Below are 23,526 nucleotides of genomic sequence, written 5' to 3'. Positions count from 1 at the left end.
GGCTCGACGGCTTTTACGAGGAAACGGCTTCGCCCGCACCACGGATCTCGCTGTCGGTTTAGCGGCCGTCGCAGGAAGACTGCTGATCTTGCAGATGGAAGGCGAGCAGGAAAGCGGCATTCAGCTAAAAAGCCCGCGCAATGCCACCTCGTTCTTCTGGTTCTTTACAAGCGGCTTGACGAACTTCGGAGCAATCAACCGCACCTCATCGCTTAAGCCTCCTGCTCCTATCCGGACCAGAATGACACAAGTGCCGTCACGAGAGACGACCCAACCCATCATCTGGGCCGTCAGCCTATATGCGGCACCTTTTCGAGCATTGAAACCAGATCGGACGGGATACCTAACAGCCCTGAATCGAAATGCTCCCGCGGGATCATATTGATATGGCGCGAGACTGTTTTTGCGCGCTCGGACGTGATCTCATCGAAAAGAGCTTTCGTATCGTCGCGCGCCTTGAGTGCTTTGATCTTGTCCACGTGCAGCCTCACAGCGTCATCATGGCAGGCTGCCACGCCAGGGAGAGACCGCAGTTCGCCAATGCGATTGATGATCTGAGGCAGGCGCCCGTAGAGCGACGCGTCATGTTCCATGTTGATGTTCATTCGCAGCCAATAGGAATCACCCTGTTCACGATTGACGTGGTTAACGCGACCACGGTCTTTCTTTACGAGATAGCTTGCGGCATTTCGGGTTGAGTAATGGTTCAAAGTTACCAAATCATAGCCGTAGCCTCCGACACCGAAACGCCAGCCGGACTCGTGGAACTTTTTTGATACGGCTTTGCCTGATCCATTGGTCCATTTCAGCTTGGATTGCGCAGGAGCTAGCGGGCGATGAACGCCCAATTCCTTAAACGCGGCAGGGCGAAACAGGGTTTTCACCCCCCAGGCCTGGATAGGGCGTGGGCAAAGTCTGGGCGCACAGAGCGTGTGGCGCGAAATAATCGGCAAATCTTCAAAATCTTCCAAATCGCTACTGCCGAAAAGGCGCCACTGCATCGAAATTGCATCCGGCTGGCCCGCCGCATCGATAAGATCGCGCAAGCGCCCTTCCCCGACATGAATATTCACGAATTCATCTACATCGGACACGAGAACCCATTGCGCATCCCGCACCACATCAAGAGTGGACGCATGTTTAAGCGCGGCCCGCTGTGGTTTCGCTTCACCGGTTTCCCGAAAGGGGTTGTCCAGACGCGTCACATAACCAGCCGCCATCAACGCATCGAGGATCTCCTCGGTGCCATCATCACAGTCATTCGTGTAAACAACAAAATGGTCGAAACCGATATCAAGGTGATGGGCGATCCATTCCAGAACGAATGGCCCTTCGTTTTTCATGCAGGTGACGATCACATTTTGAGCGGTCATGATTTTGCAGCCAATTCTGCCTGAATGTCTTCTTTGATCAGGCGAATGTTGCGCGCACTGCGTTTGCCCAGCGTCGCCTCACAGGCCTTGAGCGCCAGCTTGAGATGACCGCGCTCACGCGCAATCGTAATGAGGCCATGCTGGAACCTCGCAAGATCATGGCGACCGCGCAGCAGCTGGTAGTATTGAGAGGCGTCGAAAGTCCCATGGGTCATTTGCGACAACAGCGGCTTTAGATTGCCAAGTGTCACAAGGGCCGGAGCGCTTTTATGCCCGAAGAAAGGCACTCGAAGGTGGTGAATGTTATCCCCCGACAGGCGTTCTACATGCGCGCGATCCATATCGAAATACGGATCGGACACGACAACGATCTGGCGCGCTGAGGCCGTTCCCTCCGCTGCATCCGCATAGCGTCCCGACCAGTCCAGTTTTTTCGTCCAAGGCCAGCGGTCATCATCGGGTAGAATGCTGCGGTCCAATGTGGTTTGCGGCTCAATCGCCAGAACATTTGCACCCGGACAAGCCCGAGAAAAGGTTAACGCACCATAGCCGCCCATCGAGGCGCCATAGAACAAGACCTGATCGAATTGGTCAAACCAGCCGCTTTCTTGCAGTCTGTCAAACCCATCGTGCACGAAGGGGTCGCGAAACCAGCTTCTGTCCTTGGACATGATCCCCAAAACCGAACATTCCAACTGGCGCGATATCTGACCATGTCCCCAAGGCCAGCGCTGTTCTTGCAGCCGCGCGGTGTGGACGTTGTCGAAGGTGACAACCAGCCGCTTTCCGACCGGCTCAAAATAAAACGCGTTGGCTTCTCCTTCCCAGAAGAACCCTTGTTGGCGGGCTGCGTCGCGCATTTCAGAGAAGCGCGGTTCAGGTTCGCCGTTCCATGAGGGGGCTTGTGGCTCCCCGCCTCCTATATCTATGCGCTTGACTTGCGGCACTGAACTGGTGGTGGTCACGCCGCTTTCGCCTATGACATCACCCTGCGGGGTAATGCCTTCATCGCGGCGCACCTGACCTGCTAGCATCCGTGTCAAACGATCGATCTTGGCTTCGGCCGCTGCGGTTGGCAGCAAATCAAGCTCGGGTTCCGGAATGACCACATCGGGCGCATCTTTCTCCCCGGCTTCCCCTTCCGGTTTTGTCAGGTAAATCGCGTCGGGCCATTGTTTTTCGGTCAGTTGGTCATACAAGGCCTTGTATTCGGGACTAGCCTTGAGCGCATCAATCCGAGCATGATGCCAGCGGACAGCCTCTGAATGGAGGTCCGACAAGACAGAGTCGGCCATCAAAGCATCCAGTTCCTTGCGCAATCCCTGCTGCCGCCCAAGCATCCGCGCGTCGGTCTCAGAGGTGTAGTTGCGGCGCATCCAGTAGGCGAGGCCCTGATCCTGTTCGGTGTGATTGACGCGGCCTCGGTCACGCTTGACCAGAAAGCTGTCAGCCGAGCGCAACACATAGTGATTGAGTGTCGCCATTTGATACCCAAGCGAGCGTTTGGTCGACCGCCAGCCGTTATTCGTCAGCAGTAGGTCGGGCATCTTTCGGCCTGATCCATTGACCCAGCGCACCTCGTCTACCTTGTCTTCGTCCGATATTTTGAGAGGGCGGTGGACTCCGATTTTGGTGTAAGGCGCGGATTTGTGCACCATTGACTTAAAGCCCCACCCAAGGCGGGGTTTTGGAATGAATTCTGGCGCACAGGCCGTGAATTGCTCGGAAATCGGACGATCTTCATAAGCGTTTACGTCGATGTTGCCAAAAAACTTCCAGGTAAACGAAATGACATTCGGGTAATTAGATGCGGCAAAGAGATCTGCAAAACATCCGTCGCCAACGTGGATGTTAACAAATTCATCAACATCAATGGTCAAAACCCAGTCAGCGTCCTTGAAGACAGGCTGCTGCATAGCGTCTTCAAGCGCGGCGTGTTGCGGCGCGTTGTTTGATGACGGCGTCCAGGGATTATCAAGCCGTGTTACAAGCCCCATCTCTGCGAGGCGGTCCAGAATTTCATTCGTGTTGTCCGTACAGTCATTTGTATAGACAAGGAAATGTGTCGCGCCGATCATCTTGTGATAGGCGATCCATTCCAGAATAAATGGCGCCTCGTTCTTCATTGAGGTCAGAACAAGTATCTTCTCGTTCGAGATTGGCGTTGGTGGATCAGGCAACCTCTCAAACAGTGTTTCTGTGCGCGATTCCATGTCCTCAATCGCACGCTGATAAGGGGCACTCTGTTTTAGCCGGTCGATGTGAAACGTTGTATTCCCATATGTTGCCGTCGCAGGATCGACAGAAGCGGGAGCAGGAGCAGGAGCGGGAGCAGGAGGAACCGATACAGGTGGCTTTGAAGCCCCTGCTTTCTTTGCGGCTTTGCGCGCCGCGATTTCCTTTTGGGTCGGATAGCCGGGCGGTGGCTTGTCGGGAATAGGCGCAAGCTCCATATCGATCTCATGGCGCGAGATCGCGCGCCCCAGGAAACTCGCAGGCGGGACAATGCCACCTTCGTTTGTCACGATACGGCGGCTCAGGCGGCGGTTCCATAGATGGATGCCATAGACGCCATCAGTTATGATCTTGTCGACAACAGGCCCTGCCATGAGCAGTTCACGTCGGAATTTATAAGATACAGGATAGAAGGCTTCGACCGGCTGGGCATGCTCAATCTCGCCCGTTTCCTTTAGAAACCACGTCACCGCCGATGGCCCCCACACACCCCATTTTAGCTCCGAGACATGGACCGGGTTGCCGCTGTCGGCCAGTGCCCGTAATTCGTCTTGCTCTTTTTCCCCCAGCCATGGCGGTATAGGGTATTCATTCAGGCAAAACTTGTTGAGACGGGTAAGTGTTTCCGAAAACCGTGGCAGTCCGAACACCGCATTGCACACAAGGCTGTTTTTTTTCTCCCATCCGAAAATGTACTGGGTATCGAAGTCCCACGGCCGCACACACAGCACGTCGGTATCAACCCACACAGCATTCTGAAGCTGTATCATGCGGTAGCGAAACGCGTCCGCATGAACGGCTGGCGATCCGCTTTCTTTATGGCGGACAAAATTGGTGCTGGGGAACACGAGGTTTGCGTCCATGACCTCAACGCCTTCCGGCGCATTGCTCACTCCCTCATAGGTATAGAGGATTGTGCGATGGCCGTGATCCGCGAAAGACTTGAGGCAGACTTGTTCAAGATAACTCAGGTCGCCGCCGATCCAGAGTGATGCAATTGTGGGAAGCGGCAATTAACTAATCCTGCTACTATTTTCTCCCTGTATTACATATAAAATTCTGAGTTATTGTCAAACTTGGTGTTTGAGGTCTTTGGGTGTAGTTCCGTCAGCAACGCGCACTGCCAACGAACACTCAACGCGTAATCCTTGCTCACTATTTTTGCCGCGCAGCCCGAACAACTGCTGCGCGAATCGGCCCAAAGAATCCCGCTCGATCAACATCGGTCCAGTTTTCGAGATCGCTGCATGACTCCATCGTGGTAGCGGGTAGCCACGCGCATCTTGATACCGACGAGGCACAAGACCCGGCAGGAGCACGAGCACGCAACAAAGCCGTGCAATCCTCAAAATATCTGGGCCTTGCCCTTTGGCAGAACCTGACTGGATACCTCCGCCGGAGTTGCGTGGAGACGAAACGTCTCGGGATCACGCTGCGCTTACCCCTATCGGTCAGTGGATGCACAATGTGAAGCGTCTCGGTCAGCCCCTTTCGGCACCTGTTTCCAACCGTCAGGTTGCGCAGATCCAAATCCGCGCAGCGATCCTAAACGGCATTCCGCGTAGCGTTGTTGTAGGCTGAGTCCACCTGGGGGAAGGCGTAGTCCGACCTCAAACCGGTTTGTGCAGGAAATCCTACCCAGCAGTGCGGATGTGACGCAGTTAAAGCCGGGAGCGAGAAAATCCCACCGGGCGCATCACCTTTCTCGACAGGGAGCCTGGAACACCCATCCTTTGCAACGAAGATGACCTTCCGTCAGGCAGCCAAGAAACCCTTTGCGCGCTCGGTTTGCTCTGACAAGACTGTCGCTAAGGTTGGGGGAGATCAATGATGTGGAACATGCGCAAACTGTTGGGTGGGCTGCTGGCCCTTGTGATCGCGGGGATCATCGGGGCGGTGCTTTATATGTATCTGGTGCCGCCCACCTTGCTGCGGGTGGGCGCCGGATACAGCTCCAAGATCGTCTGCTCGGCGGTTTACCTGCAGGGGCGTGATCCCAATGAGGTGCTGGAGACGGACGTGCAGGCACCGGGCAATCCGATTCTGCGCGCCTTCAAAGTCAACAATGACAGTGTGAAAGAGCGGGTACATGCGGCCTTCCTCGGGCTGATTGCGCCGATGACAGCCGAACGCCGACCAGGGCTGGGCTGCGCGGCGGTGCCCGATGGCAATCTTGCGCAGGCCGACGATCAGAGCGCGCCCGCCGCGCCCGGCCCCGTGACCTCACAAGCGCTTTGGCCCGAGGGCGCAGCAGTCGATCTGAGCCAGCATACTGACCTCGCGCAGATCCTCGCCAATCCGGCATTGGCCGGACCGGGAATGCGCGCGATTGTCGTTGTCCATCAGGGCAAAATCGTGGCGGAACGCTATGGCGACGGGTTCAACGCGCAGATGCCGCTGCTGGGCTGGTCGATGAGCAAGACGGTGACAGCAGCGCTCGCGGGGACCGTGATCAAGGCAGGCAAGCTGCGCCTTGATCAGGATCGGCTACTGCCGCAATGGAACAAGGACGGGCGCGCTGCGATCACCGTGGCGCAGCTAATGTCGATGTCGAGCGGGCTGCATTTCAACGAGGATTACGGCGATGTCTCGGACGTGACCCGGATGCTGTATCTGCAACCGGACATGGCAGGGTTCGCCGCGTCGCAAAAGCTCGACGCCAAGCCGGGCACGGAGTTTCACTACTCCACCGGCACGGCGGTGATCCTGTCGCGTATCTGGCAAAACGCCATCGGTGATCAGAAAGCCGCACTGGAGTGGCCGCGCAAGGCGTTGTTTGGCCCGTTGGGGATGGGCAGCGCGGTCTTTGAAACCGATGCGGCGGGCACGTTTGTGGGCGGCTCGTATCTATATGCAACGGCGCGCGATTGGGCGCGGTTCGGGCAGTTCCTGCTGCAGGATGGGACATGGAACGGGCAGCAGATCCTGCCAGCGGGCTTCGCTGCGATGATGCACACCCCCTCAAAAGCCGATCCGGTGTATGGGCAAGGGATGACGTGGCTGGCCGGCCCCGCCTCCGAGCAAACCGCCGGCGATGATCGCACCTATGGGCTGCCCTCCGATACCTATTGGCTTGAAGGGCATGACGGGCAAACGGTCACGGTGATCCCCTCGGCGGATCTGGTCGTGGTGCGAATGGGGCTGACACCGTCGGATCTGAACTATCGGCCGCAAAAGCTGGTGGCGGCGCTGCTCAAGACGCTTGGCTGAGGGGGGGCAAGCGCCTTCCCCTCCGCCTTGCGACTTAGGCAGCGTTGTCGCGGGTGCGCCCCTGTCGTTGCGCGCCCGCCGCCGATCGGTCCCGTTTTAGAACTGCGACGTCACGTTGAAGAACACGCCATCACGCGGAGCTTTGATCGTGCGCAGATCATCATCAACCCGCCCGGTGGAATAGCCGATACCGAAGCGCAGATTATCCCCGACGAGACGATAAACCCCAATCAGGGCTGAATATTCCTTGGTGTTCACCTCGGGGTAAAACAGCGCGCGCATTTCACCCATCAGATCCCAGTTATGCACGACGTGATAATCGGCGCGCAGGACAGCTAGATGCGCGATGGAACGCACGAACACATCGCTGTCTCGGGGCGCTTGTTCGCGCCACCGCAGCCCGTATTTCGCCCCCAAGGTCCATTGCCGTGAGACTTCGTAATTCACCGCAGCATTCAGGATATGGCTGCGCTGGCGCGGCCCGTCGGTGTCGCCGTCAATATTCACCTGATCGGCACCGGGCATGTCATAGAGGAAGGTATAGCTGAACAGCGCATTCACCCGGTCATTATCGGCAGGGCGATACGCATAGCCCAAGCGCCCCTCGACATAGCGCCCATCGCGGTACGAGGTTTGATCGGAATTTGACACAACCGCATCAAGCGACGACACAAAACGCCAATCCTGCGAGGTCTTTTCTTCGTAAAACCCGCTCAACAGGTAGGTGTCGCGATTGAGATCACTGTCGGGATCATCCGAAGACTGGATCTGAATCTCGCCGCGCAGACCCGCGCTTAGATCCTTGCCTTCGCTATAGCGAAACCCGAGTGACAGGCCGGTGCGTTCCAGCGTGCTGCCATCATCTTGCACCCCCTGACCGAATTGCAGCCCCATTTCGTAGCGCCAGTTCTCGTCTGGCGTATAGTTCACCCCATAGCCTGAGGTCAGCGAGGGGCGCGTGCCAAAGGCGCTGTAGGTATTTTCTGCGGTGTAGGTCCAGCGATCATTGACGCGCGAGGTCGCTCCTAGGATGAAGCGCCCGTTGTCATGCCCGCGAAAATCTGTCGTGTCGTATTTGCGCAGCGGATCTAGCTGATAGCCGAAATTGTAGCGCGTGCCATCGGTGGGCTGATAGCCCATTTCAACGCGGGACGCGGCACCAAGATTGCCCCCCGACACTTCGGTCAGCAAATCCAGACGATCCGTAAGCTGCATCTGCGCGCCCAGACCAAGGCGATTGTTCGCAAGCCGTGTCGCGTCGCGCTTCAGCGTTGCCTGACCGAAAGTCCAGATCGAAAGATCGTCGTCACGCGTCCAAGTCAGGCGCGCGCCCGCATCGGTGCGCGCACCGTATTCCCAGCTCGTCAAGCTTGATGTGTCCGATCCCGCGCGCTTGTCGCTATGTTGCAGTTCGGTTTCGATCTTCCATTTTTCAGAGAGCTGATGGTCCAGCCCGATCCGCGCCTTGTTGTCGCGCTTACCATCATCATCGCGAAACATGTCAGCACCGAAGGTCAGCGCCGTAGCTTTAGACAGACGGATCTCACCATCCAGACCCCAGAGGGTCTGATCCACTTCGATATTGTATTGCGGCGAGCTGAACCCGGCTTGCTTGCGATCGAAATAACCCGAAATCTTGCCATCGACCCCAAGCATCGCCAGATCGGTCTTACCTTTGACCACGTAGGAATGAGCCTTCTTTCCGGGCAGGCCGTAGCTTGGCGAACTGGGCTCCAGGTCAAGCCCGCCATCGAGCGAGAACGTCGAGCCAAAGCCCGGCCCTTCGCTAACGGCGTAGTCGAAAGACAACTCACGAGACTCGCCATCGCGCAGCAAGATATCTGCGCCCAGCAACGTGTTGTCGGCCAAATCCGTACCACTCAGCCCGGTGGATTCCCGCAGGCCAGTGGCCCCGATCCGCAAATGGTCATTCACCCAAGTTTCGGCCCGACCGCCCAGCGTGTAGCCATCCACATCGCCAACCGTTGGCACATATTCGTATGTCGCGACGAGATTGACATCATAGTCGCCCAACGGGTTGTCGCTGATCAGCGAGCCATCTGTCACCGATGAACTCAGCGGCGAGGTCAAGATCACCACCCCCTGCACCGGATCAATGCGATAATCGGTGCCCTCGGTAAGCTGGCGCGTCTCGATCACCCGGTTGGTGGTGGCGCTGCGCACCTCGACCAGCAAGGTCTGGGTATCGCTCAGGATATCTTGGCGCGAAAGGAAATAGGCCGTGCCGCCGGTGGCGCGAAGAATGTCGCGCTGCATCAGGCTGTCGGCATTGGCCGCAAAGCCCGTGATATGCACACGCGGATCGCCAGCGCCCGTCACTTGCGGCGAACGGTATTCCCCCGACAGACCGTAAAGCGAGCGGTCACTGCGCACCAATGCGCTGGCATCCCCTGTCGGTTTGAAATCGCCCCAAGTCAGGTGGCTGCCATCGCGTTCGATGCGGAAATAAAAGCGGCCAGAGGTCGGTGCAAGTTCCGACATGTGGGAATCATCGCCAAACGTGTTGAAGACATCGCGCGCATCAATCTGGCGCAGGGTTTGGTCGGGATCCTTGCGTCCGAAATTGCTGAACATGTCGCGCAATTCCTGCTCACGGGTATCGACCGAGGCGGTAATGCGCGCACCATTGGCCAGCGTGCCTTGCGCAAACCCCGCGACACGCCCCAGTTTCCAAGTTTCATGCGTTCCCGTGTCACGGCCAACGGTCAGATCAATGATCCCGGTGCGGAACCATTCCGAGCGCTTGATCGTCACATCACGCTCAGCGGTCTGCCCATCCACCCCGATCAAAACCTCATGCATGCCCGGCGGCAAGATGCGCTGCATCACGAAGCGGCCCGACCCATCGACCGGGGCTTGCTCGCCCATCACGGTGACGCTTTGACCCGCGCCGACCGCATCGCCTGATACCGTGATCGCACCACCGCGCACCGGAATGCCGCGCCGCGCAATCATGTCTTCGCCCTCACCCGCCGCGATCACCGGACTGGTCAAGCCGGTCGTCTTACGCGTCGCTGCGCGCGTCAGAGGCTGCGCGCGCGTCTCGTCATAGCGCCCTTGCGCATCATAGGCGCGTAACGTGTAGTGATAGACGCCGTCATCGCCGTCGCGCGCGGGCATCTGCCATGTCGCCGTGCCATTTGGCGGAACGGAAACACGCCCGACGATCGTGTTGTCTTCATCGCGGACCAGAACCTCCGAGCGTGCAATCCACGCCGGATAATTCGAGGACGCGCGGAACGTCACCGGCTCGCCCGCAACGAAACTTTGCCGCAAATCCGAGGTGGCAATGGACAGCCGAGGCCGCGCGCCCAGACCGTCATAGGTCATCTGCACGCCCATCTGTTCAAGCAGGCGATCGATGTCGCGAACCTGATCCGGAGTGGCCTGTGCCCCGGCAATCGTGCGCCGTGGCCCAGGCTCGTCTGCGCTGCTCGGAGCGCCGTCAATCGAGATCGAGAACCCCTGCTCTCCCAGTTGCAGCGCCGATGTCGGATCGCTGATATTGGGCTGCACCGCGCGCGTCACGACCGTGCCCGCATTAGCATGCGTGCAGGTCTCAGGCAGACGCCCGTCCACCATCACGCAATCATCGGTTTGCGCCCAGGCCATCTGCCCGCAGGTCAGCGCCACGAGAGCCACCGAGATCCGCAATTTCATCCGTAGGGTCATATGAAGTGCCATGCTCATTTCGATGCCCTCACGCGCAGAATCCTAGTTTCGACATTCAGCTCATAGCGGCCATTGGCGGGCCACAATCGGCGCAGCTCGGCCTGGACGGCCTTGATCCTTTGCTGCGCCAAATTCTGGGGCTCTCCGGGGGCCAGCTGATAGGTGATGCGCAACATTGCCGGGGTGGCGCGCACCTGCTCCACGAGAGTTGCGATGCCCTGTTTCAACGGTGCGCGCATCTGCGATCCGTCAAACGCATTGTCCGCCAGATCAATACGGATCAGACGCGACAGCGTGGCACCGAAATCAAGCCGCGTGATCATCCCCGGTGTGACCCGCACCACACGCGGGTTTTCCGTTGTCAGACGATACCCCGAGGGCAAAGTCCGTTCATCAAGGCGCAACATGTAGTTGCCCCCGATATTGCGCGGCAACGCCGCACAAGGCACTGAGAAGCGGCCCTGTGCATCGGTATGGATTGCGACGCCGCGCGGGCTGATCAGACGCACATTGGGCAAGCCCTTTTCGCCGCCTTTCGGGTCCATATGGCCGTCTTGATTATGGTCATCAAACACTCGGCCCAGAATGGTCGAGCACTGGAAGACGGCATCTGCCTCAATGCGCACGGTCGCGCTGGCCTCGGGGGCGATGTCGCGCCCGGTAATCGGACTGACAAGACGCGCCCGGTTCGTGCGCAGGCCCGGTTGTGCCGAAGACGAGACGAACACATCCATCGTCAGCGTGCGCTCTTGGCCCGGCTTTACCGTGACCGGCTCAAGCACGATCCGACGACCCGAAACGACGGGCGTAACTGCAACGCCATCAAGGCGCACCGTGCCCGTGCGCATCACGAAGCCCTCTGGCAGCGTGTCGACCAATCGCGCCGAGATCGCCACACCATCCGCGTCATTGCCGATGGTGATGGTGTAGGGCACGACATCGCCGATCACCGCAGTGCTGACGCCTGCGACTTTTTCCAACGTCACACCGCCAAGCTGCACCGGCACCGCCGCCGCAGCCGAGGATGCGCGAACGACCACACCAAGCGACGAAACGGCCTGCGCATCGCCTTCCAACGAAATACTCCCGGCGCTGGCATCTTCGGCGGTGATGACATGATCTGCTCCGGTGCACTGCAAGACCGCACTTTCCCCGACAGCCAAGGAGATCGGCTGACAAACGAGTCCAGACAGCGGCAGGGACAGAGTGCTTCCATCGACATTGGCGTCCTCTAGCGGAACCGTGCCCGTGTTGGTGACGGTAAAGCTGAACTCGACCGCATCGCCCTGCCCGATGATCCCGTTGCCATCGCGGTCATCCAGATTTGCCACACCAATCGCAAAGGCCAATTCGGGATAGCCGATATCGACCACGGTGGGGTCGTCATCCCCGTTGGTGGCCCCCGAGTTGTCCTTCACCCGCGTCGGCGAACCGCCCGGCGGCGTATAGGCACCGCTCGCCTCGGCCGAGTTGGTGACCTTTGTGGCGATGATGTCATCTGTCGTCACCGGGTAAGTCGCCGTGAACGTGGTGTCATCGACAGCCCCCGGCGCCAGCGTCGCAATCGGCCCGCCTTGCAGCGACACGCCCGCCAGCGCATCGCTTAGCGTGACATCGGTCAGCGTGACATTGCCGGTATTGGTGATCTTAAAGCTATAGCTGATTTCCTGCCCCGGAATCGCGGGAACGCTTAGCTTGGAATCGTCCGCCGTCTTGATCACGGCGATGCCCGGCTTTTGCGTGATGTCGATCACATCGGGCGCATCGCTGTCATTGTCCGCGCCCGACAGGTCACTCACCTCGATCGGAGCGCCCGAGCCATCGTCGCCATAGCTGCCCGTGACCTTGGCCTGGTTCTCGATCCGGCCCGCGTCGATCTCGGCCTGCGTTAGCTTGTGCACCGCCTTATAGCTGGTGGAGTCGGTCGCGCCCGGCGCAAGAGAGGCAATCGCGCTGCCCTGCAACTCCGCCCCAAGCATGGCATCCTCAAGCGTGACATTGCTTAGCGTCACATCGCCGGTATTGGTGATTGCAAAGCTATAGCTGATCTCATCGCCAACCTGCGGCGGGTCTTGCAGCTTGCTCGTATCGGACGCCTTCACCAAAGCAATCGCGCCATGTTGCGTCAAAGGCGTCACGACGGGATCATCGGTTTCCTTGGTCAGACCCGATGTGTCAGTGACCACCGGAGGCTGCGCGCTTCCATCGTCGAACCGCCCCGAAACTTCCGCGCTATTCACCACTTTGCCTGCATCGATATCGGCTTGCGTGACCTTGTAGGTCGCGGTGATGCTGGTGCTATCCTGTGCGCCCGGCATCAGGGTGTTCGCAATCGCCCCCTTCATCTGGATACCGACCAGCGTGTCGCTTACGCTGATCTGATCAAGCGGGACGTTGCCGGTATTGATCACCGTAAAGTCGTACTTGATCTCATCCCCGAGTTTTAACGTCGCAGGATCAATCGAGCCATCAAGCGTCTTCACCAAAGCAATCGCGGGTTTGGTGCCCAGCTTTACCACCGTTGCCTCTTGCAAGCCTGCGTCGGTTTGCGAGGGGCCAGAGATTTGCTTTGCGCCATCCGTCGGCCCGTAGGTTCCGGTTGCTTCGGCCCTGTTTTCAACCTGCTGAGCGGTGATGTCGTCTTGCGTGATCGCATAAAGCGCAGGGCCGACGGTCTGAGATTTTCCCGGTGCAAGCGTCGCGATGCTAAAGCTTGACGGGGACAGCCCGCTCAACGGGTCTGCCACCGTCACGTCGCGCAGGGTGACATTGCCGGTATTGGTGACGGCAAAGCTGTAGCTGATCTGCTGCCCCACCACGGCAGGGTCGCTCACCGCATCGACATTGGCGGTTTTGACAAGCGTGATACCGGGGTTTTGCGCCACTGGCACCACGGTTTGCGCGTCATCGTCGTTAGTGGGTCCGGACAGGTCCTTAATGGGCGTTTGCGTGCTCCCATCATCGAACTCACCTGTTGCCGTGGCTTGGTTGATCACTTGTCCTTGATCAATGTCATCTTGCAAGATGGCATAGGTTGCCGTGCGCGTTTCCACAGCGCCGGGCTGCATCGTTCCAATCGCGAAGCTGGTGGGCACAAGACCCGTAAGCGGGTCGTCCAGCGCGACGTTTTGCAACACGGTATTGCCGGTATTCGTCACCGTGAACGTGTAGGTGATCTTCTCGCCAATAACAGCCGGATCACTGATCGCGGAACTCGCCGTTTTGATCACGGCAATGCCCGGTTTCTGCGTCAAAGGCACGACGATCTCTTCAGAGGCAACCGGGGGCAGCGACGTCGGCGTGCCCGTTGCCGGATCCGTAAATGTCCCGGTCACAGAGGCTTGGTTTTCCACCTTGCCCGCACGAATATCGTCTTGCGAAACGGTGTAGCTGCCCGTCAGCGTCTCTGACGCCCCTGGTGCCAGAGTTGGGATAACGCTGACCGGAAGATTGATACCCGTCAAAGGATCGCTCAGCGTGACGTTGGTCAGGCTAGTATTGCCGGTATTGGTGATCACGAAACTATACGAGATCACATCCCCTTTCAGCGGAGGATCGGACAGCTTGGAGTCATCGGCCGACTTCACGATCGACAGCCCCTGCTTGCGATCAAGCGTCAGCGGCGTCGCGTCATCACTGCTCAGATCGCTGCCCGAAAGATCCTGCACCGTTTGCGGATTGGTGCCATCGCCCTCAAACGTGCCCGAGACCTTGGCCTGATTTTCGATCCCGCCCGCGTCAATATCGGACTGCTTGAGCGTATAGGTCGCGCTGAATGCATCGCTATTTGTCACCCCCGGCGCAAGCGACGCCAGCGACCCAGTCACCGAGACATCGGGCAGGTAATCGTCGCTGAGCTGCAGATTGCTGAGCGTGACGTTGCCGGTATTGGTCACCGCAAAGTCGAAATTGACCACGTCCCCCTTCGCCGGAGGATCGGACAGCGTAGATTTCGCCGTATTGATCGTTTTGACCAACGCGATGCTGGGCGCGACCTTGAGATCCGTTTTGATGGTCGCGTCATCGGTTACGGGCAGCTTGGTCCCGTCCTCGGTGGTTGCTGTCGCATCGACCTTGGCCGAATTGGTCACGGACCCGCTTTCGATATCGCTCAGCGTCAGGCTGTAGCGACCGGTAAACACACTCTCGCGCGTCTCACCGGGGGCTAGATCGAAGGGCGTGGTTGCAGGCGTATCAAAGGTGATCTTGTCATCGCTGACCGTCACGCCACGCACCACCATGTTCCCGCTATTATGCACCTTGAAATGATAAAGAACCTCTTCGCGTTCCTGCGGCGCGGCCGGATCAGCCAACAAGGACAGGTCGGCAAACTTCTCCAGTTCGATGGCGGGTTTTTGGGCGATGGTCACGCGGGTCGGATCGTCGTTATCCACGCTTGTGCCGGATGTGTCCTGCACGCTTGAGGGATCACTCGGATCGCCGTAACTGCCCGAGGCCACAGCGGTATTATCGACATAGCCGCGCTTGATATCGTCTTGGGTAATATCATAGCTGGCCGTGAATGTGGTGCTATCTTCCTGCCCCGGAGCAAGCGTGATCGGCTTACCAGACACCGTTGCGCCGGTCAATTTCTCGCTCACAGTGACGCCTGACAACGTGACATTGCCGGTATTTTTAACCGTGAACGCGTAGCTGATCGTGTCACCAGTTTGCGGTGTGTCCGTCAAAAGCGGCGCCACCTGCGTTTTAACCAAGGTGATGCCCGCGTTTGATGGCAGATCGACGACGACCTCATTCGAGGCAACCGCTTCGGGCAGTTTCGTTGGCATGCCCTCAGAGCCGTATCCCCCATTCACCGAAGCCGTGTTGCGGATTTCGGGCGGGTAGGCATCAATATCGGCCTGGGTCAGCGTGTAGCTCGCCGTCAGCTCTTTCGAGCTGCCCGGTGCCAGATCGCCGACCTTGTCGTCGGTAAGCGAAAGGCCGGGAAGCGGATCGCTGAGCACCAGATTGCGCAGGGTCACCTGACCGGTGTTGGTCACCTTGAACTTGTAGCTGATTTTTTCGCCAGCAACGGGATTGGCGCTGAGCGCGGACGCGTCTGCCGTCTTCTCGACTGTCATCGTGGGCACGCGGTCAATCGTAAAGACGGTATCATCGTCATTCGTGGTATCGGTCCCGGATTGGTCCTTGACGGTTTCCACGCCGCTATCGCCATTGCCATCACCTGACGCTTCCGCACGGTTGGCAAAGCTGCCCGCGTCGATATCGTCCTGCGTCAGCGTGTAAGTCGCGCTAAAGCTTGTCGTGTCCACATCGCCTGCGGCCAGTGTATCGGTGCGACTGCCACTTACGGTCACGCGCGTGACAAGATCTTTGACGTCGATATTGCTCAGCGTGACGTTGCCGGTGTTATGCACCGCGAAATCGTAATGCAGCACATCGCCAGCCTTTGGCGGATCGGAAAGAACAGAATTCGCCGTATCTACGGTTTTGACCAAAGCAATCGCGGGGTCGCGCTTGAGGGTCGCATCGGTCGCATCATCATTGTCGAATGCCGTGCCGGACGTATCTTCGACCGGCTCCTTTGCGCCGACCGTCGAATTGCCAGTGACTTTGGCGGTGTTGGTGACCTTGCCAGCGTCCAGATCCGCGGGCGTTAAGGTGTACTCGCCGGTGACCGTCACCTCCTCTGCAGCGGCGGTGGCGCTTGCTGGTTGCAAGACCAACCCGCTCAGCGTGGCATCGTCAAACACGAAACCCGGCAAGCTATCGGTCAGCGCAAGAGAGCCGATCGGGACGTTGCCCGTGTTCTTGATCGTGAAGCTATAGGCAATCTTGTCGCCCGGTTTGAGCGGACCAGACAGATCGGTTGTCACAGTCTTGAGCAGCGCCACGGAGGGCTTTTGCACAAGCGGCACAACGGTCGGATCCTCGTTTGGATTGCTCGGATCATTGCCCGACGGCACCGTGAGTTCCGCGCCACCCGGCGGTGTCACCTTCAACTGCGCTTGGTTTTGTACTTCACCCGCGTTGATATCATCTTGCGTCAGCTTGTACTTAACGGTGATCGCGTCCGTGCTCGTTGGGTCCGGGCTTGTTGCGCCCGGTGCGAGAGAGGTCAGCGGGCTGCCTTGAACCGTCGCGCCGGTTTTCGGATCGCTCACCACCACGTTTTTCAGCGTGACGTTGCCGGTGTTCTTGACTGTGATATTCCAGACGATCTCGTCGCCCGCTTGCGGCACTGCCTTCACTGTGCTGGGATCGACAACTTTGCTCAGGCGGACGCTTGGATCGCGATAGAGCGGCTGGGTAACCTCGTCAGAGCTTGCGTTGACTTTGCCGTTCGTGGGGTCAGTCCCCTCAACCGTGGCCTTGTTGTCGACCTTGCCCGCGTCGATATCGTCCTGCGTAACGGCATAATCGGCGTAGACGGTCACCGGCGCGCCATTGATCGGCATATCTCCGATTGTGAAGGCTCCGGTTGGATCGGGTGCAATCCCGGACAGTTCATCGCTGAGTGTCACATTACTCAAAGCGACGTTGCCGGTATTTGTCACGGTAAATTTGTAGCGGATCGTGTCTTTCTTCTCGGTGCGCGGATTGCCGATCGTGTTGCTGTCGATCGCCTTGACCACGGTCAGGGACGGCTTGGACAGGCCAGATATATCGGCCGTATCGTTGGCAGAAGTGGTTAACGGATTACCGCCGCTTTCGCCCCACTGCCCCGTAACGGTCGCTGTGTTCTCAACCTTATCGCCATCAATATCACCTTGTTTCAGGATATAATGGGCCGTGTAGGTTGTCGTGTCGCTGGCCCCCGGGTTCAACAAGGCAATCGGACCCTGCGTGTCCCAGACAAGATCGGTCAACGGATCGGCAATTTTTACGCCTTGAAGCGGGGTGTTGCCCGTATTCTTGACCGTGAACGTGTAGTTGATCTGGTCCCCCGGAGCGGGCGTGCTCCCCTGCATCACCAGCGTTGCTGTCTTGTCCAAGGTGACTTTCGGCGTGAAGGTCAGATTTCGTGTGTGGCTTGCGTCGTCATTAAGAGCAGTCCCGGAATAATCCCCCGTCGCGTCCATTGTCCCCGTATTTTTGAGGGACAGAGTCGTTCCCGCGCGCGGCAGCGGCGGGTTCACATGAAAGACCACGTCCAACGTGGCAGGTGTATTCGCGGCAATCGTTCCGCCACTGGCGAGCAACTTGTCCGAGGTGCCGTCATAGCCAGCATTAAAGGTGAACCCGTCCGACAGTATAGGCGTCTCGACGGTGAATTCACCCGGCGCGGGCGTGCTGCTCGTGAAGGTGCCAAATCCAGCCGTCAGAGCGTCAGAAAGATCGACATTACTGATCGGCTCTTGGCTCTTGTTTTGTAGTTTGAACTGGTAGGTGATCTTGTAGCTACCATCGGATTGCAAGGTGCGCGTGGGGGATGCCTTAGTAAGCACAACCGACGGAATAGGAACGAGCGTGAAGTTATAGCCCGTACCGGGGCTGCCCACCGCGAGAGTGGCCCCGGTGATGCGGCTAGTCCCATCAGCCGTACCCGATTGATCGCCGGGAATGGCGCTGCCTGCGTCGTAGGTGGTCGCATTTGCTCCGCTGTAGCTGATCGTGTAGGTGCCAGGCGGTAACAGCGTGAAATCATAGCTGCCGTCCGATCCGGTGCTGAGCGTTTTTGAGAACGCAGGCTCGCCGGCCCCCGCCACGCGTGTTGCCGTAACGCTGATCCCTGAAACACCGCTATCATGCGCGTCCCGTGTGCCGTCATTGTTGAAATCACGCCAGACCGTTCCCTTAAGGCTGGTGGCGTTGACCTTGACGCTTGCGCTACCGGAGTCGTTTGAGAGGTTTTTATCGAAAGAAGCCGTTTCGGCGCTCGCGGTATTGGTGAAACTCTGCCCATCCGAGGTGACAGAGGTCACCTTGACCGGGATCGTCACATCCACAGAGTCGCCATCGTTAATATCGCCCAGATTACAGGAAATATTACGCTGACCGACAGTGCCCGTACAGCTTCCGACCGCCGGGGTTGGAACGTCGGTCAGCACCATATTGGCCGGCAGCGTGTCGCTTAGGACGACCCTTTCGGACAGGTCAAGCCCTGGGCCCGTCAAACTGGCGACATTCACAGTCCAGTTGAAGCCTTCCCAAAGATCAACCTCGCTCGCCGAGACCGTCTTGGTCACTTGCAAATCAGAGCGCGTGCGCACCGTGGTATCTTCGGTGGTCACGTTGTTGGCAGCCTGAATGTCATAGCCCGCGCGTGTCTCGTCAGATTCGACGCGCGCCGCATTCGTCCATTTCCCGCGCTTGAGCCCTTTCATCGTCACAGTCACCGAAACGCTCTGCCCGGCCGCCAAGTACGGAACGCTACATGAAAGCGAACCGCCGGGCTGATCGGTCACAGTTCCCGAAACCGAGCATGTGCCTGCGCTTGGTGTGCCATGAGAGACATAGCTCATACCTTCCGACGGGAAGGTGTCGATTATGTCGACATTGAAAGCGTTCGAGGGGCCGTTATTGGTCGCGGTCACCGTATAGTGCGTGTTCGTATTGATCTCGAGCGGATCTTTGTCATCGCTTTTGTTGATCAGCAAATCCACCGATGGCGGCACGACTTTGTGGCTGATCTGGGCGGAGTTGTTACTTTTGTCAGACTCGTCCGTTGTGGTGGCGACGTCTACAGAATTGGTGATCGTCGCGTTATCCACCGCTTGTTTGGTCGTCGGCATCACTTTGACCTGCACCGTCTGCTGTGAGCCGTTATCGATGTCTCCGAGATTACAGATAAGCTGATCATTGCTGGCATCGATCAGCGCGCCAGAGCTTGGGGCGGTCGTGCAAGACCCCGTGCTGGGGGAGGCACTGACAAACCGCAAGCCATGGGGCAAACTATCGGTGATCGTCACGCCATCGGCACCGCTGCGCCCGTCGCGCACGACCTTGGCTGTGATGACATAGGTCAGATTAAGCCCGGCCTGCACATTGCCGCCATCCGCGACCGCGGCAACCTTTGTCACCGTCACATCGGTCATAGGGTTGACCGTATAAGACGCAGACGCCGTGTTATTGCTGGTATCGGGATCGGGTGTTTTCAGCGAATAGGCGCTTGCGGTATTCGTCTTGGTGCCCACATCCCCGACCAGCGTTGTGATCTGGATCTTGGGACAATCAACCCCTTGCGTACATTTGGGCAAAGAGGTCGCCGTACACCGCACGTCGCTTTTGAACCCGCTACCACGGGTGACCGTGCAACTCAGCCCCGTCGCGGACCCGCTTACAGTGCTAACGGTGGCACCGGGATCCGAGGCATCGGCAAACACGATATCATTGAGCTCATCTTCAAGCTCGATATTTTCAGCCTCCGCCGAGCCATCATTGATCACCTCAAGCTCGAAGGTCGCGGGATCCTGTCCCGAAACGAAAGGCCCGGTACTGACAAGCTTTTTGGTCAGGCGCAGGTCGGCCACGTTCGGCCCTTTGCCACTTTCGACATTCACCGTGGTAGAGCTGCCGTTCGGGTTCTCCAGCGGGTACTTCTTCGGGTCATCCGGGTTATCGTAATCCGGAGATGTAACGGTCAATTTGTTGGACAGCGTCCCCTCTTGCGTGATCTCGACGGACAAAACCACCTTGTCCGAAGTTGCGCCCGGCAGCAGCGGATTTGATTCGGTGTATTTATTGGTCTTGCAGGTCACATCCTGTGAACCGACCACCGGAAGCGGCGTGCAGGTCCAATCCGCGGGCGCGATGATTGTCTGTGCCGTCATCCCGGCTGGCAGCGTATCGGTGAATGACAGCGTACCCCAGAACGGCGCATTCCCGTTATTGCGCGTGCTCAGCGTGTAGTCATAGCTGTTGCCGACTGTCACCAACCCGCGATCCGGGCCAACCTTGCGAGGAACCAGATTAACGACCGGAGCCTGGATGATTGCGGGACTGTCCTTGGCGGTATTATTGTCATCGCGCACGTCATCGGGGGCGCTTATTTCGGCCGTATTGACGATGTCATTACCCGCAGAAACCGTCTTTGCCGTCACCGTGATCGGGGTCGTGTAATTTACGACGTCTGCCTCTGTTCCCGCGTAATCGCAGGTCAGGGTCTGCCCCGAGGGCGCATCGCAGGACCAGCCGGTTCCGGTCGTTACAGGCAAGACGTATTCGTAATTCGCTGGCAGAACGTCGGTTATGCTGGCCGATGTCGGGGGCGTTCCCGCATAGCGCGGCGACAGGGTGAACGTGACCGTATCCCCCACCAACAGGCTCCCCGCAGGAGAACGCGATTTCCCCATCGAAACATCGGTGCCCTCGGTCACCGCAATATTAAAGTTCGCAGAGTCATTTTTGCCGTCGGGATCACTTGGGTCCGCGTTTTTCAAAGTCGCAGTCATCGAGATCGTCGAGGCATTTTCGGTCGTGATCTGGGTCGAGAAGTCAAACGAGACCTCATCGTCCACTGCAATCGGACCGGAAACAGAGCACGAGATCGTCCCCCCCGAGATGGCGCAGCCCGAAGGCAGCGTAACGTCTGGTGACAACCCCGTGGGCAACGCAATCGTCAGGGTCGCTCCGTCGGACGAATAGGGACCGTAATTGTGCACAACCGCCGAAAAATTGGTGATCTCGCCCGCCTTGTGCTCGGTATCTCCGGTCAGTTTGACACCAAGATCCGCACCGCGGCTCACTGTTGTGTTTTCCGTAGTCGAGGCGTCGCCCGCAATCGTGCTCACGAAATCGATAACGCCCGCCGCCTCTGGCACGAGATTGACCTGAGCGGACAGACTTGCCTGCGGAGCCAGAACGGGAACATCACAGGTTACCTCGCCGGGGCCATTTAACGGCGCGGCCGAACAGCCTGTTAAATCCCCGGTTACTCCGGTGAATTGCGTATTGGCCGGGATCGCAAACTTAATACTCGTTGCGGTTGAATCTGTATTGCCGCTATTATCGATGCGCACCGCATATGAGATTGTCGCCCCCGCCGTACTAGGATCGTGACCGTCATCAGATACATTCAGCGCAAGATCCTGCGCACTCGCAGCGACGCCAAGCCCCATCGACAGGAAAAACGCGAGACAAAAAGCCTGAAGCTTATGAAACGATAGCTGCATGTTCGGTCCCCTCAGGGCGGCTGGCTCGGCTACCTGATCTCAAAATGTCGTGCAATAACAGTCATATGGCGCTGATCGGACGACTATCCGACCAGCAACCATACAACTGATAAGCACAAGACTTCACCACGCGACTTCAACCGCGAGATGTGAAACCAAGTAGATTTTCTTTATTTTAAGCCTGCATCCGCCGCATTATTTTTTCAACCTTCAACCCTAGATTGCACCAACACAAACGCCAAAATGAACTGACGCTTCCTGATGCTTCAACATCCCGAGAAAAATGCTTTCAAGCGCGTGAGCCATGCCACAAAATATATCTCGGAAAATTGAATGTTCTCGAATCCGCCATTAGCTTTTTAACAATCGTTAATCAACGGTAAATTTTCACACGTTGATACCTTCTCGTCCGGAAGATGGCATTCGCGCAACACAGTGTTGCTCCGGCGCCCATGGTCATACCCGACCTCGCGCAGCCCTTCTCATAACGCTCGGACAAGTTGCCCGGAACCTAGGGCGTAGAAGGACATGATCCAAGATGACGAAGGCATATGGCAAAGGTGCAATCCAAGGTTGAGGCGCGCCGTTTACGGCAAGCCTGCCTCTCGGCATCCACGAAACAGGCAGCGGCCTAAATCGGCCCCCAAAAGCCCAAACAGGACCACAGCCAACGCCTACCGGAGGGCTCTCAGGAGAGCATATCAGCCGCAACGGCCTGCATGCCAGTCGCGAATTTGTGCTGCAAAATGCGCGCCCCGACGTCCCTAACTGAATCGAGGGCTGGGAATTGATCGGCCCTGATCTGCAGGCCAATATGAACTACCGGCTGGAACGCCATATTGACGGCAGCGATGCGCAGGCGCGCGTTAGCGACGGGCACACATACCAAGGCCGTTTTTGCGTCGCGCCTAGGTTCTTTCGCGCGCTCGCATGAACATCGTCCCAGTCCGCAAGGCGAGCATGATCGTGACGCTCTTCGCCTTGGCAGAAACAGGTTACTGGCACGCCATCAGCGATCAGGCCATGAATATAAAGGTTCTTTACAATTAAATCGCCGACAAACACTTCATCGGCAACGCAATGCAGCGAGTGCTTTCCTGCATCCGGTCTGCTGGCTTATCTCGACAATTGTCACGACCATCGCGCGTTCTGGCGAAAGCCGATCATCCCATTCGGCCCAAGCATGCGCATTCGAAAAGCGGCTGGCCTGAAGCGATATCGCGCGCAATTGAGGGCATCACAACCGGACGCGAGGCTCTGCGCGTCCGGCAACGGGTGCCTCCAGCGAAAACACGCAGCCTTGCGCGGCATCGGGATTGGCGATGCCTTCTTGTGCGGTGGTGACAAAAAGCTGGCGGAAATCGGGGCCGCCGAATGCGGGGCAGGAACTGTGTTGTCCGGCCACCTTAAGCGCAAAATCAAAGCGGCCATCGGGCAGGTAACGCGCCACGCGCCCGGCCCCCCATTGCGCATTCCACAACGCACCTTCGCTATCGGTCACCGCGCCATCGGGGTTAAGCCCCTCAGAGGTGAGATCAACAAAGACCTCGGGGGTGCCTTCGGGCCAGCCCTGCGCATCCAGCGCCAGCGTCATGATCTTGCCGGTGGGCGTATCGGCGAAATAGGCGCGCCGCCCGTCGGGGGCAAAACAGATCGCGTTCGGGATCGTGAGATCGCGCAGCACCGGTTCCACAGCGCCATTGTAGTAGCGATAAATCGTGCCCGCTTTCGGGTCTGCTGCCTTGCCCATGGTGGACGCCCAGAACCCGCCCATCGGATCGGCCCGCCCGTCGTTACAGCGCGTGTCGGCGCGTGTGGCCTCGATCGCGGCGACGGGGTCATGCGCGCCGCTTGCGATGTCGAACCGGCGCAGCCCGGTTTCGGTCAAGATCAGCAACGTGTCGCGATCAATCCAGCCCGCCGCCGAAGCCATCTGC

6 protein-coding genes and 1 pseudogene are annotated in these 23,526 nt (G+C 58.3%); 2 read left to right on the top strand and 5 right to left on the bottom strand.

Annotation, left to right across the window (positions count from 1 at the left end; translation table 11 throughout):
- Nucleotides 1-290 precede the first annotated feature (290 nt).
- The gene (locus DT23_RS11840) at nucleotides 291-1,373 is read right to left on the bottom strand and encodes a glycosyltransferase family 2 protein (RefSeq protein ID WP_038131502.1); all 1,083 of its coding nucleotides are present in this window, start codon (nucleotides 1,371-1,373) and stop codon (nucleotides 291-293) included.
- Nucleotides 1,370-4,621, bottom strand: a complete 3,252-nt coding sequence (locus tag DT23_RS11835) for a glycosyltransferase family 2 protein (RefSeq protein WP_038131501.1) — start codon at nucleotides 4,619-4,621, stop codon at nucleotides 1,370-1,372. Before DT23_RS11835 ends, DT23_RS11840 begins: the two co-directional genes overlap by 4 nt.
- Nucleotides 4,622-4,911: 290 nt before the next feature.
- On the opposite strand from DT23_RS11835, the pseudogene DT23_RS19100 reads away from it, so the two are divergent.
- Nucleotides 4,912-5,189: pseudogene (locus tag DT23_RS19100) on the top strand (hypothetical protein); the annotation flags it as partial.
- Between the two features lie 258 nt (nucleotides 5,190-5,447).
- Nucleotides 5,448-6,818 (top strand): serine hydrolase domain-containing protein, encoded by a 1,371-nt coding sequence (locus DT23_RS11830; RefSeq protein ID WP_205618239.1) that lies wholly within the window; start codon nucleotides 5,448-5,450, stop codon nucleotides 6,816-6,818.
- Between the two features lie 96 nt (nucleotides 6,819-6,914).
- On the opposite strand, the gene DT23_RS11825 is transcribed toward DT23_RS11830, so the two are convergent.
- The 3 genes from DT23_RS11825 to DT23_RS11810 form a co-directional block, all read right to left on the bottom strand.
- Nucleotides 6,915-10,529 (bottom strand): TonB-dependent receptor, encoded by a 3,615-nt coding sequence (locus DT23_RS11825; protein ID WP_051697254.1) that lies wholly within the window; start codon nucleotides 10,527-10,529, stop codon nucleotides 6,915-6,917.
- On the bottom strand, nucleotides 10,526-21,589 hold the full coding sequence (locus DT23_RS11820) for a DUF7507 domain-containing protein (RefSeq protein WP_051697253.1): 11,064 nt from the start codon (nucleotides 21,587-21,589) through the stop codon (nucleotides 10,526-10,528). The genes DT23_RS11825 and DT23_RS11820 overlap by 4 nt, the downstream gene beginning before the upstream one ends.
- Before the next feature lie 1,237 nt (nucleotides 21,590-22,826).
- Nucleotides 22,827-23,526 (bottom strand): SMP-30/gluconolactonase/LRE family protein (locus tag DT23_RS11810; protein ID WP_038131493.1); only part of this gene is annotated, 700 nt, incomplete at its 5' end.

This window comes from Thioclava indica (genome assembly GCF_000714545.1).
GTDB classification, from domain to species: Bacteria; Pseudomonadota; Alphaproteobacteria; order Rhodobacterales; family Rhodobacteraceae; genus Thioclava; species Thioclava indica.
The sequence above is the reverse complement of the archived record's forward strand: the minus strand, read 5'-3'. Positions and strand labels throughout refer to the sequence as shown.